General features: G+C 64.5%; 13 protein-coding genes. 3 read left to right on the forward strand and 10 right to left on the reverse strand.

Annotation, left to right across the window (positions count from 1 at the left end):
• Positions 1–28: 28 nt before the first annotated feature.
• The gene (locus EU803_RS07835) at positions 29–1,642 is read right to left on the reverse strand and encodes a L,D-transpeptidase family protein (RefSeq protein ID WP_129681434.1); all 1,614 of its coding nucleotides are present in this window, start codon (positions 1,640–1,642) and stop codon (positions 29–31) included.
• A gap of 321 nt (positions 1,643–1,963) precedes the next feature.
• On the opposite strand from EU803_RS07835, the gene EU803_RS07840 reads away from it, so the two are divergent.
• Positions 1,964–2,530, forward strand: coding sequence for a DUF882 domain-containing protein (locus EU803_RS07840; protein WP_129681643.1), 567 nt, complete (start codon positions 1,964–1,966; stop codon positions 2,528–2,530).
• A gap of 54 nt (positions 2,531–2,584) precedes the next feature.
• Here the strand turns inward: EU803_RS07840 and EU803_RS07845 are convergent, their stop codons facing one another.
• The 7 genes from EU803_RS07845 to EU803_RS18570 form a co-directional block, all read right to left on the reverse strand.
• Positions 2,585–2,800: a formate dehydrogenase subunit delta gene (locus tag EU803_RS07845; RefSeq protein ID WP_129681436.1), complete on the reverse strand. Its 216-nt coding sequence runs from the start codon at positions 2,798–2,800 to the stop codon at positions 2,585–2,587.
• Positions 2,790–3,608: a formate dehydrogenase accessory sulfurtransferase FdhD gene (gene fdhD / locus EU803_RS07850; RefSeq protein WP_129681438.1), complete on the reverse strand. Its 819-nt coding sequence runs from the start codon at positions 3,606–3,608 to the stop codon at positions 2,790–2,792. Before fdhD ends, EU803_RS07845 begins: the two co-directional genes overlap by 11 nt.
• A 4-nt stretch (positions 3,609–3,612) precedes the next feature.
• Positions 3,613–6,492 (reverse strand): formate dehydrogenase subunit alpha, encoded by a 2,880-nt coding sequence (fdhF, locus tag EU803_RS07855; RefSeq protein ID WP_129681440.1) that lies wholly within the window; start codon positions 6,490–6,492, stop codon positions 3,613–3,615.
• Positions 6,489–6,698 (reverse strand): DUF4287 domain-containing protein, encoded by a 210-nt coding sequence (locus EU803_RS07860; RefSeq protein WP_129681442.1) that lies wholly within the window; start codon positions 6,696–6,698, stop codon positions 6,489–6,491. Before EU803_RS07860 ends, fdhF begins: the two co-directional genes overlap by 4 nt.
• The gene (locus EU803_RS07865) at positions 6,695–8,212 is read right to left on the reverse strand and encodes a formate dehydrogenase beta subunit (RefSeq protein ID WP_129681444.1); all 1,518 of its coding nucleotides are present in this window, start codon (positions 8,210–8,212) and stop codon (positions 6,695–6,697) included. The genes EU803_RS07860 and EU803_RS07865 overlap by 4 nt, the downstream gene beginning before the upstream one ends.
• On the reverse strand, positions 8,209–8,694 hold the full coding sequence (locus EU803_RS07870; protein WP_129681446.1) for a formate dehydrogenase subunit gamma: 486 nt from the start codon (positions 8,692–8,694) through the stop codon (positions 8,209–8,211). Before EU803_RS07870 ends, EU803_RS07865 begins: the two co-directional genes overlap by 4 nt.
• Positions 8,695–8,895: 201 nt before the next feature.
• Positions 8,896–11,163: a hypothetical protein gene (locus EU803_RS18570; protein WP_165352798.1), complete on the reverse strand. Its 2,268-nt coding sequence runs from the start codon at positions 11,161–11,163 to the stop codon at positions 8,896–8,898.
• Between the two features lie 148 nt (positions 11,164–11,311).
• Here EU803_RS18570 and EU803_RS07880 point away from each other — a divergent pair, with 148 nt between their 5' ends.
• The gene (locus tag EU803_RS07880) at positions 11,312–11,971 is read left to right on the forward strand and encodes a thiamine diphosphokinase (RefSeq protein WP_129681448.1); all 660 of its coding nucleotides are present in this window, start codon (positions 11,312–11,314) and stop codon (positions 11,969–11,971) included.
• Here the strand turns inward: EU803_RS07880 and EU803_RS07885 are convergent.
• Positions 11,907–12,824, reverse strand: coding sequence for a DMT family transporter (locus tag EU803_RS07885; RefSeq protein WP_129681450.1), 918 nt, complete (start codon positions 12,822–12,824; stop codon positions 11,907–11,909). The genes EU803_RS07880 and EU803_RS07885 overlap by 65 nt on opposite strands.
• 9 nt (positions 12,825–12,833) lie before the next feature.
• On the reverse strand, positions 12,834–13,772 hold the full coding sequence (locus tag EU803_RS07890; RefSeq protein WP_242494309.1) for a DMT family transporter: 939 nt from the start codon (positions 13,770–13,772) through the stop codon (positions 12,834–12,836).
• A 124-nt stretch (positions 13,773–13,896) separates the two neighbouring features.
• On the opposite strand from EU803_RS07890, the gene EU803_RS07895 reads away from it, so the two are divergent.
• A complete protein-coding gene (locus EU803_RS07895; RefSeq protein WP_129681452.1) occupies positions 13,897–14,589 on the forward strand; it encodes a nitroreductase family protein in 693 nt (230 codons plus the stop codon).
• Positions 14,590–14,636 lie beyond the last annotated feature (47 nt).

Consider the following 14,636-nt stretch of genomic DNA (forward strand, 5'->3'; position numbering starts at 1 on the left):
GGCTGTCCTTCCTCTGGTCGAGGAAGGATTAGCCCTGAACGGCCCGCACCGCCACCCCCTCGCGGGCCAGAGCGTTCCAGATCTGCCGGTCGCGACCATAGACATCGCGGCGGAACTGAAGGCTGCCGGTCACATTGGTGAACGCCGTCCGATAGACGATATGCACGGGCACCGGATCGGCCAGATCAACACGGGTTTCATTCCCGGTCCGCAGGATCGACTGGAAATATTCCTCGGGATTGTTGGTCTGACGGGCCAGCAGCGCGTAGGCGAAATCGAACGGGTCGTTCAGGCGGATGCAGCCGTGGCTATAGGCCCGAACTTCGCGCGAAAACAGGCTCTTGGCCGGGGTGTCGTGCAGGTAGATGTTGTAGGGGTTGGGGAACATGAACTTCACCAGACCCAGCGCGTTCCCGTTCGACGGCGGCTGGCGCATGGAGAAGGGGAAGGTCCGGGCGTTATACTGGGTGAAATCCACGGAACCACGGCTCACCGCTCGCCCCCGGCTGTCTGTAATCAGCAATTGACCAGCCGCGTTCGGGTTCCGCTGCAGCTGCGGCAGGTATTCGTTCACGATGATCGAGCGGGGCACATACCAGCTGGGGTTCACGACCATGAATTCCATCACGTCGGAAAACTCCGGGCTGCGCCGGTCCGATGCATTGGCCCCGACGACCGAGCGGGTGACGAAGCTGACCCGGTCGTTGTCGACGATGGCCGCCGTGAAATCCGTCAGATTGACCCAGATGTGGCGGGCGCCGCGCGGGCGGTTCAGCCAGCGTTCCCGCTCCATCGCGACGATCACGGATTGCAGTCGCTGTTCAAGCTGGACGTTGATTTCATCCATGGTGGACTGGCCCGCCACGCCATCAGCGTTCAGCCCGTGCGATTGCTGGAACCGCTGGACCGCGGATTGCACCGAGGCGTCATAGCTCTGGGTCGCGGACCGGTCCATGAACCCCATCAGGATCAACCGGTTACGCAGTGCGACCACGGCATTGCCGCTGTCGCCGGGCTCCAGCGACCGGGCCGGAACCACAGGACCCCAGCCGCCATTTGCCAACAGACGTTCCAGGCGGATCTTCTCGCGCAGAAGACGGGCGTATTCGGGCGAAGACGGGGGCAAGGATCGCAGGAAGGACTGCGGATTGGACTGGGCAAAGGCCTGAATCGTGCCCAGACGGGGGCGCAGCGGCACCTCGCGCACAAGTCCGCTGTCGATGCTGCGGGGGGTCAACATGCCGGTCTGGATGTCACGGGCGTATTGCAGGAACAGGCGGGACAGTTCCACTTCCATCGCGCCCTTTTCGGCCGGGGTCTGCGCCGCTTCCAGACGGGCCATGATCGCGTCGGCGTCATAGCGGCCCATTGGCAGGCCATGGTCGCCCGCGCCCGCAAAGGCCCGCATCAGCGCGTTGCGCCGGTTCCGGTCCGCCGCGGTCGATCCGGTCCAGATCCCCTCGAACTCTCGGCCACGATAGAAGGTGGCAAGGTCGTCATCGCGCGCCGCAGCCTCGGCCACGGCCTGACGAAAGGCCGTCACCTGCGCGGCCGCCGGGCCGGAAATGGTCAGGAACGACAGGAAAACGGTAAGGAAAACGCCCAAAAACGTGACAGGCCGCAGGTTGGCGGTAGAAAACATGACTCCCCCGAGCAACATGAGTAACAGGTTGACCCCTACCTTCACCCGGTAGGTTTCGAAGGTCCATTCACATTTGCACCAGCGGCCGCCTTGACCGTTGACTGTTGCAACCGTGTCCACGACGGCGGGCGCGATCCATGAGCAACAGCTGCATATTTGCGCAAAATCCCGCCGATTTCCCCTTTGTTCACCATGGACTTGGTAAACATGGGTTGGCCCACGAATCATCTTATGCCATAACGCCCATGCATCTGGGGATGAGATGGCAGGTAGCGGACCGAAAAGGTGCGTGAACAGGTAAGCGACGGGACAGCGCTGAACATGACGAACAGCTCTTCGGGCATTTCGCGACGCGGGCTATTGACCGCTTTTGCCGCGACCGCGATTTCCGCGGCCCCCACATTCTCCAACGCAGCGGGCTTCCTTCGGGGGGCTGGCGATATTCGCAGATTGCGGATGTATTCCGGACGGACCGGCGAAAAGATCGATATGATCTACTGGATCGAAGGCGAATACATCCCTGAGGCGATGAACCAGATCACCCATTTCATGCGGGACTGGCGGACCGGGACCACGATGCAAATCGACAATCGGACCGTGGATATCATGGCCGCTGCGCACAACCTTCTGGACGTCAGCGAACCCTACATGCTGCTGTCGGGCTACCGGTCGCCCCAGACCAACGCGATGCTGCGTAGCCGGTCGTCGGGCGTGGCCCGCAATTCCCTGCACATGCGCGGACAGGCCGCCGACCTGCGGCTTGCCAGCCGGTCAACCAGCCAGATGGCCCGTGCCGCCCAGTCCTGCAACGCGGGCGGGGTCGGGCGCTACGCCGGATCGAATTTCGTCCATATGGATTGCGGACCGATCCGCACCTGGAACGGATAATGACAAAGCCCCGGTTTCCCGGGGCTTTCTTTTTCTGTCAGGGTCCAGGTTCGGTCAGGCCGGTTCGCGGACATGGCCGATTGCGGACACCACCAGCGGATCAAACCCCTCTCCCCCGGCCTTTGCATGATCCAAAAGCTGGGCGCGCATCCGGGGTTCCCAGAAATCGTTGATATGGGCGGCCACCTTTTCGGCCTGGTCATCACCGGGCTGTGAGGAAAAGAACTTGGCGATCTGGTTGGCCATCATGACCATTTTTTCAGGCGACATCAAAGGCTCCGGTCTGGATACGGTCGGGGTGGGAATAAAGGTCAAATCCGCCGCCACGGGCAAAGGCGGCGACGGTCAGGTTGGCGGCGTCCGCCTGCCGCAGGGCATGGGCCGTCGGGGCCGACACGGCGATCAGCACCGGGCATCCGGCGATCACAGTTTTCTGCACCATCTCAAGCGACACGCGCGAGGTCAGGACAAAGGCCCCCTGCCCGGCGTCGATCCCGGCAAGGGCCAGTGCGCCGATCAACTTGTCCAGCGAATTGTGGCGGCCGACATCTTCGCGGGCCAGAACGATCCCCTGCCCCGGCATCAGGAACCCCGCCGCATGGACCGCATGGGTCTGGTCGTGCAGCGGTTGGAAGGCGCGCAGGGCATCGGTGGCCCCCGCCACATCCACCGAGGTCAGAAGCGGTCCGGTGTCGGGCAGAACCGACAGCGCGCGGGCGGCTTCCTCAAGGCTGTCGATCCCGCAGAGGCCGCAGCCCACAGGCCCCGCCATCTTGCGGCGACGCCGGGCCAATGCTTCGGCCCGGTCGGCGGATAGCCAAAACCGCGCCTCGATCCCGGCCTCGTGCTCGGCGATCTCGAACTCTTCGATCTGATCGAGCGTTTCGATGAACCCCTCGGTCAGGGAAAAGCCGTGGGCAAAATCCGTCAGGTCCTGCGGGCTGGCCATCATCACCGCCTGCGTGGTTCCGTCAAAGACCATCGCGACCGGCGTTTCTTCCGGCAGGCTGCGCAGCACCCTGCGCTGCCCGTCCCGCTGGACGGACAGCCCGGGCCAGTGTGTGACCGGCCCGGTCATTGTCTTACTCCGCCGCCGGAAGGATGCGGCGCGACCGTTCGGCCTGCGCGGCATAGTCTTCCTGCCATTCGGACGGCCCGTTCGAGGGGCTGACCTGCACCGCGGTCACCTTGTATTCAGGACAGTTGGTCGCCCAGTCGCTGAAGTCAGTGGTGATCACGTTGGCCTGCGTGTCGGGGTGGTGGAAGGTGGTATAGACCACGCCGGGGCTGACCCGGTCGGTGATCGTCGCCCGCAGGGTGGTTTCCCCCGACCGCGACGCCAGCCTGACATAGTCGCCATCCTTCACCCCACGCACTTCGGCGTCATGCGGGTGGATTTCCAGCACGTCCTGATCGTGCCAGACCACGTTTGCCGTGCGGCGGGTCTGGGCGCCTACGTTGTACTGCGACAGGATCCGGCCCGTGGTCAGCAAGAGCGGGAAGCGCGGCCCGGTCTTTTCATCGGTCGCCACATATTCGGTAACGATGAACCGGCCCTTGCCCCGGACAAACCCATCCACGTGCATCAGCGGCGTGCCATCCGGGTTGGCGTCATTGCAGGGCCACTGCACCGATCCGCGCTCTTCCAGCATCTCGTAGGTCACATTGGCGAACGACGGCGTCGTCGCGGCGATTTCTTCCATGATCTGGCTGGGATGGGTATAGGTCCAGCCCGCGCCCATTGCGTTGGCCAGCATCATCGTCACTTCCCAATCGGCATAGCCGTTCTTCGGCGCCATCACCTTGCGGACCCGGTTGATCCGGCGTTCGGCATTGGTGAATGTCCCGTCCTTTTCAAGGAAGGTCGAGCCGGGCAGGAACACGTGGGCGTAGTTCGCGGTTTCGTTCAGGAACAGGTCGTGGACGATCACGCATTCCATCGCGGCCAGACCGGCGGCGACGTGCTTGGTATCCGGGTCCGACTGCAGGATGTCCTCACCCTGGCAATAGAGGCCCTTGAAGGTGCCTTCGACGGCGGCATCCAGCATGTTGGGAATGCGCAGGCCCGGTTCCGGGTCGATGGTCACGCCCCATGCGGTTTCAAAGATGTTGCGTACCTCGTCGCCCTTGACGTGGCGATAGCCGGGCAGTTCGTGCGGGAACGACCCCATGTCGCACGACCCCTGCACGTTGTTCTGCCCCCGCAACGGGTTCACACCAACGCCCTTGCGGCCGACGTTGCCGGTCAGCATGGCCAGGTTGGCGATGCCGATGACGGTGGTCGACCCTTGGCTATGTTCCGTCACGCCGAGGCCATAGTAGATGGCCCCGTTGCCGCCCTTGGCGAACAGCCGCGCGGCGGCCCGCAATTCAGCGGCCGGAACGCCGGTCAGCAGTTCGGTCGCTTCCGGGCTGTGGCGCGGGTCGGACACGAATTCCGCGTACTCCTGGAATTCGTCCCAATCGCAGCGGTCGCGGATATAGGCCTCGTCCATCAGACCTTCGGTCACGATGGTATGGGCCAGCGCGGTGACCACGGCGACGTTGGTGCCGGGGCGCAGCGCAAGGTGGTGCGAGGCCTTGATATGGGCCGATTTCACAAGGTCCGTGCGGCGCGGGTCGATCACGATCAGCTTGGCCCCGGCGCGCAGGCGCTTTTTCAGGCGGCTGGCGAACACCGGGTGGCCGTCGGTCGGGTTGGCCCCGATCACGATCACCACGTCGGTATGTTCGACGCTGTCGAAATCCTGCGTCCCCGCCGAAGTGCCGAAGGTCTGGCCAAGGCCATAGCCGGTGGGCGAATGGCAAACCCGGGCGCAGGTGTCGGTGTTGTTGTTCATGAACACGCCACGCGCCAGTTTCTGCACGAGGTAGGTTTCCTCGTTGGTGCAGCGGCTGGAGGTGATAACCCCGATCGACCGACGGCCGTATTTTTCCTGCAGGCCACGCATGCGGTCAGCGGCAAAGCTCAGCGCCTCGTCCCAGGAGACCTCTTTCCACGGCTGGTCGATGCTGTCGCGGATCATCGGGTTCAGGATGCGGTCCTGATGGGTGGCGTAGCCATAGGCAAAGCGACCCTTCACGCAGGAATGGCCCCGGTTGGCCTTGCCGTGCTTGTAGGGGACCATGCGGACCAGTTCGTCGCCGTTCAACTCGGCCTTGAACGAACAGCCGACGCCGCAATAGGCGCAGGTGGTCACGACAGACCGCTCCGGCGTGCCCAGTTCGATCACCGACTTTTCCTGTAGCGTCGCGGTCGGGCAGGCCTGCACACAGGCACCGCAGGACACGCAGTCCGACGACAGGAAATCGTCGCCCATCGCCCCGGCCGACACGCGGCTTTCAAAGCCTCGGCCTTCGATGGTCAGAGCGAAGGTGCCCTGCACCTCTTCACAGGCGCGAACGCAGCGCGAGCAGACGATGCATTTCTGTGGGTCATAGGTGAAATAGGGGTTCGAGGTGTCGGCGGGGATGTATTCCGGGTTGGCCCCGGTCGCGCCGCGCACTTCGAAATGGTTGCGGCCCGGTTCATAGCGCACGTCGCGCAGACCCACGACCCCGGCCATGTCCTGTAATTCGCAATCGCCGTTGGCCGCGCAGGTCAGACAATCCAGCGGGTGGTCGGAGATATAGAGCTCCATCACGCCCTTGCGGATCTTCTTGACCTTCGACGACTGGGTATGAACGACCATGCCCGGCGCGACCGGCGTGGTGCAGGACGCAGGCGTGCCCCGGCGGCCTTCGATCTCGACCACGCACAGGCGGCAGGACCCGAAGGCCTCGAGGCTGTCGGTGGCGCAAAGTTTCGGGATGGACAGCCCGGCCTCGGCCGCGGCCCGCATGACCGAGGTGCCCTCGGGCACGGTCACGTCGAAGCCGTCGATGGTCAGGGTGACGGGCGCGCCTTCCTTGGCGGGGGTGCCCATGTCCTTGTCGTCCCAAGGGATAATGAAGTCTTTCATTTCGCGCCTCCGTTCAGGACAAAAGCCACAATCGCGTTCGCGTGTCCGTGGCCCAATGCGTGTTCGGTCTTCAAGAAGCTTACAATTTCCATGTGCTTGTCCCCAGACCGGGATTTCACAAGGTCAAACCAATGGGTCATCGGCTGGCCATATTTCTTTTCGATCGACGGGAAGTAGGACGCGGGGCCCTTCACCTTCTCGGTCATTCCGCCGCCTCCTTCGTGGTCGCGAAGTCATCGGGGAAATGGGTCAGCGCCGACATCACCGGGAAGGGGGTGAACCCGCCAAGCGCGCACAGCGACCCGTCTTTCATCGTCTCGCACAGGTCGGTCAGGATCTCGACCGCGCCCGCGTCGCCCCGACCGATCCGGTCGATGGTTTCGACGCCACGCACCGCGCCGATCCGGCAGGGCGTGCATTTGCCACAGCTTTCCACGGCGCAGAATTCCATCGCGAAGCGCGCCATTTGTAGCATATCCGCCGAGTCGTCGAAAATCACGACACCGGCATGGCCGATCAGACCGCCCTGCCCGTCGAATTCCTCGTAGGCAAAGGGGGTGTCGAATTTCGACAGGGGCATATACGCGCCAAGCGGGCCACCAACCTGAACCGCCTTGACCGGGCGGCCCGTCGCGGTGCCGCCAGCGATGTCGTTGACCAGCTCGCCCAGTGGCATCCCGAAGGCGGTTTCGAACAGCCCGCCGAATTTCACGTTGCCCGCGATCTGGATCGGCATCGTGCCCTTGGACCGGCCAAGGCCGAAATTGGCGTAATGCTCGGCCCCTTTTTCAAAGATCACCGGAACCGTGGCCAGGGAGATGACGTTGTTCACCACCGTCGGCTTGCCCATGAACCCTTCGAGCGCCGGAAGCGGCGGCTTGGCCCGGACGATGCCGCGCTTGCCTTCAAGCGAGTTCAGAAGCGAGGTTTCCTCGCCGCATACATAGGCGCCCGCGCCGACCCGGATTTCCATATCGAAGGCCCGGCCCGATCCCAGCACGTCAGCGCCCAGAAGGCCCCGCGCCCGGCCGATGCGAACGGCTTCGTTCATCACCTCGATCGCGTCGGGGTATTCGGACCGCAGGTAGACATAGCCCTTGGTCGCGCCCACGCCGAGGCCCGCAATCGCCATACCTTCGATCAGGGTGAAGGGGTCGCCCTCCATGATCATCCGGTCGGCGAAAGTGCCGCTGTCGCCCTCGTCGGCGTTGCACACGATGTATTTCTGGTCGGCCTTGGCCCCCAGAACGGTGTTCCACTTGATGCCCGTCGGGAACCCGGCCCCACCCCGGCCACGCAGGCCGGATTTGGTGACTTCCTCGACAATCTCGGCCCCGGTCATGGCGATGGCGCGGCGCAGGCCGGACAGGCCACCGTGCGCCTCGTAGTCGTCCAGATCCAGCGGGTCGATCAGCCCGCAGCGGGCAAAGGTCAGGCGGGTCTGGCGGGCAAAGAAGGGCATGTCCTCGACCGCGCCCAGCCCTTCCAGCTTGCCATCCAGCAGCGCGGGAACATCGGCGGCCGTAACCGGACCAAAGGCGCGGCGGCCCGCGTCATCCTCGATCTCGACCAGCGGTTCCAGCCACAGCATGCCGCGCGACCCGTTGCGGATCACCGTCACATCGGCGCCGCGCTTGTCCGCCTCGGCCCGGATTGCGGCGGCGACATCATCGGCGCCAACCGCCTTGGCGGCGCTGTCACGGGGGACGTAAATTTTCATGCGCCTGCCTCCGCCAGAAGGGTTTCCAGTTTCGCCGCGTCCAGACGGCCCACGACGCGATTGTCGACCATCGCCGCAGGGCCGCTGGCACAAAGGCCAAGGCAATAGACGGGTTCGATAGTGACCGCGCCATTGGCGGTGGTGCCGTGCCATTCAAGGCCCAGCTTGGCCAGCGCCGCATCGGCAAGCGCCTTGGCCCCAACGGCCTGACAGGCCTCGGCCCGGCAGATCTTGACCACATGGCGGCCCGCCGGAACCTCGCGGAAGTCGTGGTAGAAGGACATGACCCCGTGCACTTCCGCCTTCGAGATATTCAGCGCATCGGCAATCAGCGGCACGGCGACCTGCGGCACATGGCCGTGGGCGTGCTGGATGGCGTGCAGAATGGGCAAAAGCGGCCCTTCAAGGTGCATCTGGCTGTCGATCAGGGCCTTGAGGTCCTCGACCGGCACCTGGGGCGCGGATGTGGATTGGGCGGGCATGGGTATCCTTCCTTCGCGAATGGGCGCGTTATCCCCTTCGGCGATTGAAAATACAATGCTAAATTGCCGTTGTTTGATAGGTATTGTCTATCGTTCATTTTCAGATCAAAGCCGACAATCCACCCACCGGAACCGACCAATCCGACATGAAAAAGGGGCGAAGGTTTCCCTCCGCCCCGTGTTTTTCGGTCGCTGGCTGGCCTACCGTCCGGCGGCGACCCGCTGATCCGGACGATACCGTGTGTCATCCGCGATCTGGAATCGGCCGTTGCGCACCTTGCTGATCCGGCCCTCACGCAGCAGCGTGCCGAAGGACCGCAGCCCGTCTTCGCGGCTGAACTCTTCCGGCACGATCTCGCGGACCTTGTTCATGATCTGCGGGCGCGAGAAGTCGTCCATGCCCTCCACGAAAGAGGTATAGGCGGCAGCGGCCTCAAGAAGCTCGGCCAGACCGTTGGCGCCGACGCTTTCCGCGAATTCGGCAAAGTTGTTCGCCTCGTCCCGTTCCCGCGCGGCCGGGGCCGCGGCGGGGCGGCGCGGACGCACCGGGGTGACCGGGGCGCCGGTGGCCGCGGGGGCGGCCTGTTCCGGGGCATCGACCCGCTGCGACGCGACCAGCTTGAGCGGGGCAGGACGGGGCCGCTCGGTGCGGCGCTCGACCGGACGCTCCGGCTTGACCGGGGCGGCAGGGCGGGCCGGACGGACAACGCGGCTCAGGTCCTCGCGGAAATTGCGCGCGGCCTTTTCGTCCTGATCGTCTTCGTCGCCCAGCTGACGGGCGGCCTCGGTTGCGGCGACGGCGGCCTTGAGGTGCGAAATCGCTTCGCGGCGACGGCTGCCATCGGGTTCGGACATCTGGGCATCGGCCCGAGACATCAGACGCGACAGGGCGTCGTCGTCCGCCTCCGGCTCGCGTCCCAGAAGGGCCCGGCCCGGACGTTCCTTGGCGGCCACGGGGGCAACCTCGTCTTCGTCCTCGTCATCGTCGACAAGGTCATTGTCGACAAAGGCGTTGGTCATCTCGTCGTCAAGATCGTCCTCGTCCTCATAGTCATCGGACAGGGCCAGATCTTCGTCCTCGGCCTCATCCTCTTCGTCCTGTTCAGCCTCGGCAAGATCCGCCAGCAGTTCGGCTTCGTCCTCGTCCGACAGGACGCCATGCGCGATGCTGTCATAGCTGGAAAACTCGTCGATCCCGTCAAGCGCGGCAAAGTCGATCCCCGACCCCTCGGCCTGATCCTCGACATCGTCCTCGACCGTTTCCGGCGCAGAGGCGGCGGCGATCACGTCGTCAAGGCGGCCCTCGGCCACGGCGGCGTCATAGTCGCGGCGCGACATGCGCAGAACGCGGGCCGCGATTGCGGGCTGCGGAGCGGGCGCTTCGTCCAGATCCGAATCCTCGGCATAGACGTCACTGTCGTCTTCGGCCTCGGCTTCGGCGCTCTCTTCGGTCACGGTTTCCAGAACAAGGGGTTCGGCCTCCTCAACGCTTTCGTCCGCGTCGAAGTCGGCAAGGCTGAAGGCCTCGATCTCAGCGTCGATATCATCATGATCGTCCGCCTCGACCTCGGCCACCGGCTCTTCCTCGGCGGTGTTCTCTGCGCTGGTCGCGGCCATGACGGCGGCAAGGCGCTCCGCCTCGTCGTCCTCAACCTCGGCCTCAGGCTCGGCCATCGGTTCGACCGCGGCCTCTTCCTGACGCAGCAGCGCCTCTTCGAAGGCATCGCTGAAGTCGTCGCCGTCTTCGTCGTCAAAGCTATCGACCACACCCGACGACAGATCTTCGGCAAAGTCTTCGGTTTCCGTCACCGGGGCCGTGGACCGACCGACGACCGCGCGGATACGCTGCAGCTTGGCGGCGACGCTTTCGCTGTCGGGGTGGGCGGGTGCTTCGGCAATGGTCGTGTCGACATCTTCCCAGACCTCGGCCGGTGCGTCCGCTTCGGCAACCTCTGCCTCTGGCGCCACCTCGGCCATCTCCGGCTCGGGCGTGACCTCAGGGGCGGCGTGTTCTTCCACTACCGGACCGGCGGCCGCGAGCGGTGGGGCCTCATCGGCCCCGGCCTCCGGCCCGGCAATGGTCCCGGTATCAAAGGCCGTCGCCTCGTCTCCGGTATTCGATGTCTGCGTTGCGGGAACCGCGGGTGCGGGCGGCATCGCCGGGGCCTCTGCCCGGACAGGCTCGGCCACGGGCTGCGGTGCAGCCTCCAGCGCGCCGGTCGCCCGCAGGACAAGACCCGAGGATTCCATCCGCGCCTCGACCCGGCGTGCGATCTCCTTCTCGGCGATCCTCGCCAGCATCTCTGCATCGGGGGTCGGGGGTTCTGCCCCGAAATATCTGTCATCCGCCGCCAGATCGCGGAAATACTCCGCGATGGCCTTCATCGTGTCGAAGGATTCGTCGAATCCCTCGAGCGTGCACGAGAAGGTGCCATAGGAAACGGTAAGAATCTTATTCGATCCAACCATGTTTTGCTCGCTTTCTCCCCAGCCCAGCGACGTTTTGTTTACCAGCAATTGGTTCGCAATCGGGAACGGAATAGGGTTATTGGGGGTATTATTTCATGACCCTTTTGGGGAATGTCGCCAAATCGGGATCAATGGGGCAAAGGCGTAAATGATTGTTTCATCTCAGGCCGCAGTAACGCTTGTCGGTGGAGGCCATTGTGGCCCGACGGATATTAACAGCGCCTTGCGCCATGCGCCAAACCTCGTGGCTGCTGATGGCGGGGCCGGGCGGGTCCTTGCCGAAGGGTTGCGACCCAAGGCCGTGATCGGTGACATGGACAGCCTGAGCGCAGAGGCGCGCGCGGCTTTTGCCGACCTGCTGCAGATTGTCCCCGAACAGGACACAACCGATTTCGAGAAGTGCCTGACCCGCATCGACGCCCCCTTGATCCTTGGGGTCGGGTTTCTGGGCGGCCGCGTGGACCATGAATTGGCGGTGTTCAACACGATGGCCCGTCACGCCGACCGGGCCATCGTTCTGCTGGGCAGTGATGATTGCCTCTGCTGTCTGCCCCCGGCCCTGACGCTGGACCTGCCTGCCCGAACGCGGCTGTCGCTGATGCCGCTTGGCACGGCGCGGGTCTGGTCGTCCGGCCTGCGCTGGGATCTGTCCGGGCAGGACATGGCGCCGGACGGGTTCCTGTCGATCTCAAACGAAGTGGCCGGGCCTGTTACCCTACGAAGCGAAGGGCCGGTCCTGCTGATCACGCCGCGGGCGGCGCTTGCCCCGGTTGTGGCTGCCGTGACAGCCGCCGTTCCCGCGCGATGATGTAAAGCCCGGCGCCGATTGTCACGCTTATCCCAAGGGCGGCCAGCCCATTGGGCAGATCGCGGAAGATCAACCAGCCGATCAAAGTGCCAAAGGGGATTTCCAGATATTGCATCGGCGCCAGTGTGGCCGAAGGCGCGAAGCGCAGCGACCATGTCATCAACAGATGCGCCAGCGTCCCGATCAGCCCCAGCGCCAGCACCATGCCCAGACCCGCGCCGCCGACCCCGGCAAGGGACAGCGGCGGCCAGTCCGGGAACACCAGCGCGACCGGCCCGAGAACCGCCAGCGCCATGGCGCCCGACACCGCCTGCATCGACACAGGGTCCACGTCCTTGGCCATCATCCGCGTCACAAGCATGAAGCCGACAAAGGTGACCGCCACCCCCAGCGGCAAGAGCGCGGGCCAGCCCACGGCGGCGAAATTCGGCTGAATCACCAGAAGCGTCCCGGCGAACCCCACCGCGCAGGCCCCCAGCCGGTGCGGGCCCACCTCCTCGCCCAGAAACAGCCAGCCCGCCAGCAGCATCAGGAAAGGCATGACAAAGGCAATCGCCAGCGCGTCCGCCAGCGGCAGATATTTCAGGGCGGAAAACATCATCGCGATCCCGGCGATATGCAGAACCGTCCGAACCGCGATCAGCGACAACAGCCTGCGCCCCGCCGGAATGGGCAGGCGAAACATCAAAGCAAGTGGAAACAGGAACAGGGCTTGCGCGCCAAAGCGGATCATCACCATCGCGCCCACGGACATCACCGACCCAAGCAGTTTCGCAATCGCGTCCCCCATGGGCGCGAGGATGCAAAACCCCACCATCAGGAGCATGCCAAGGAAAGGACGATCCGCCTGCATAGGCGCAGGCTATGCGCGCGGCCGCCTTGGGGCAACGGCCGGAAGGGTCACCGACCCGCGCCGCGCGTTCACCCGTTCCCGATGGATGATGTAAAGGCCGGACAGGACGATGATCCCGATCCCGGTCCAGGTCAGCGCATTGGGGAAGTCGCTGAAGATCACATAGCCAAGGATCGCCGCGCTGACGATTTCAAGATAATGCAGCGGCGCAAGCGTGGCCGAAGGCGCGAAACGCAGCGCGAAGGTCATCATCAGATGCGACACCGCCGCCGCCGCGCCGACCCCGAACAGCCAGACCCACTCCAGCCCGTCGGGCATCTGCGGGTCCAGCGTTGGCCAATGGGCCCAGTCGGCCAGCACCAGCACCGGGATGCAGATCACCATGGCGACCGTTGCCGTGTGATATTGCATCGCGACCGGATGCATCTGTTTGCCAAGGCTGCGGGTGACCAGCATGTAGGCCGCAAAGGAAAACGCCGTACCCAGCGGGAACAGCGCGACCAGCCCGAAGGCCACAAGGCTGGGCTGGATCACCAGAAGCGATCCGCAAAACCCAACGACCGAGGCCCCGATCCGCCGCGCGCCCACCTCGTCGCCAAAGATGACCCGGCCGAGGATCAGCAGGATGAAGGGTTCGACGAAGGCAATGGCCAGCGCGTCGGCGATGGGCATGACCTGCACCGCCGCGACAAAGCAATAGGTCGACAGGATCAGGAACACCGCCCGCAGGATCAACCGGCCCAGAACCCCCGGCCCCATCCGCACCCCCTGCCCCATCCACAGGCAGACCGGCAGCATCAGCGCCGCCTGCACCACGAAACGGGCCGTGGTGATCTGGCCCACCGGCAGGGTCTGCGCGGCCAGCTTCGACGCCACGTCGATCAGCGGCGCGGTCACGCAAAAGCCCAGCATCAGGGCGACACCAAGAAGGATACGATCGCTATTCATGCCCCCCGGATAGGAGGCGGGCTTGACCCCGTCCATCCTGAAACCGACATCCCCGATCCCAAGTGATTGCACCGCGCCGATTTTCCGGCCACGATCCCAGCAACCACGGATCAGGAGACCCCCGATGTTCGCCCGCGAAAAGATCAACTATGCACCGATCCCCCTGCCCGACCGCGCCAATTTGACCGATGACGAGATGATCGCAGCGGCCCGCGCCTTCTATGACCAGATGAAGAAACGCCATTCGGTGCGGGATTTCTGCGACCGGCCCGTGCCGCGACAGGTGATCGAGGATTGCGTGCGCACCGCCGGGTCCGCCCCGTCTGGCGCCAACCACCAGCCCTGGCATTTCGTTGCCATTTCAAACCCGGCGATCAAGGCGCAGATTCGCGCGGCGGCCGAGGAAGAGGAAAAGAAATTCTACGAAGGCGGCGGCGGTGACGAGTGGATCAAGGCGCTGGAACCGATCGGAACCAATGCCGATAAACCGCATCTGGATATCGCGCCCTGGCTGATCGTGATCTTCGCCCAACGCTGGGGCGAATTCGATGACGGCACCCGCTACAAGAACTACTACGTTCCCGAAAGCACCGGGATCGCCACCGGGTTTCTTCTGGCCGCGCTGCATCAGGCGGGGTTGGTGTCGTTGACCCATACGCCCAATCCGATGAGCTTCCTCAACGACCTTCTGGGCCGCCCGAAGTCGGAAAAACCGATCATGATCGTCGCGGTCGGGCACCCGTCGGACGACGCGACCGTGCCCTCTGTCGCCAAGCTGAAGAAGCCGCTGGACGAGATCCTGACCGTCGCCGACTGACCCGCCGCGACATATCCCACCGTTGACACGCGCGGTTTGCCCGGCCA

The sequence above is a fragment of the Loktanella sp. IMCC34160 genome, from assembly GCF_004145845.1.
Taxonomy (GTDB): Bacteria; Pseudomonadota; Alphaproteobacteria; order Rhodobacterales; family Rhodobacteraceae; genus SELP01.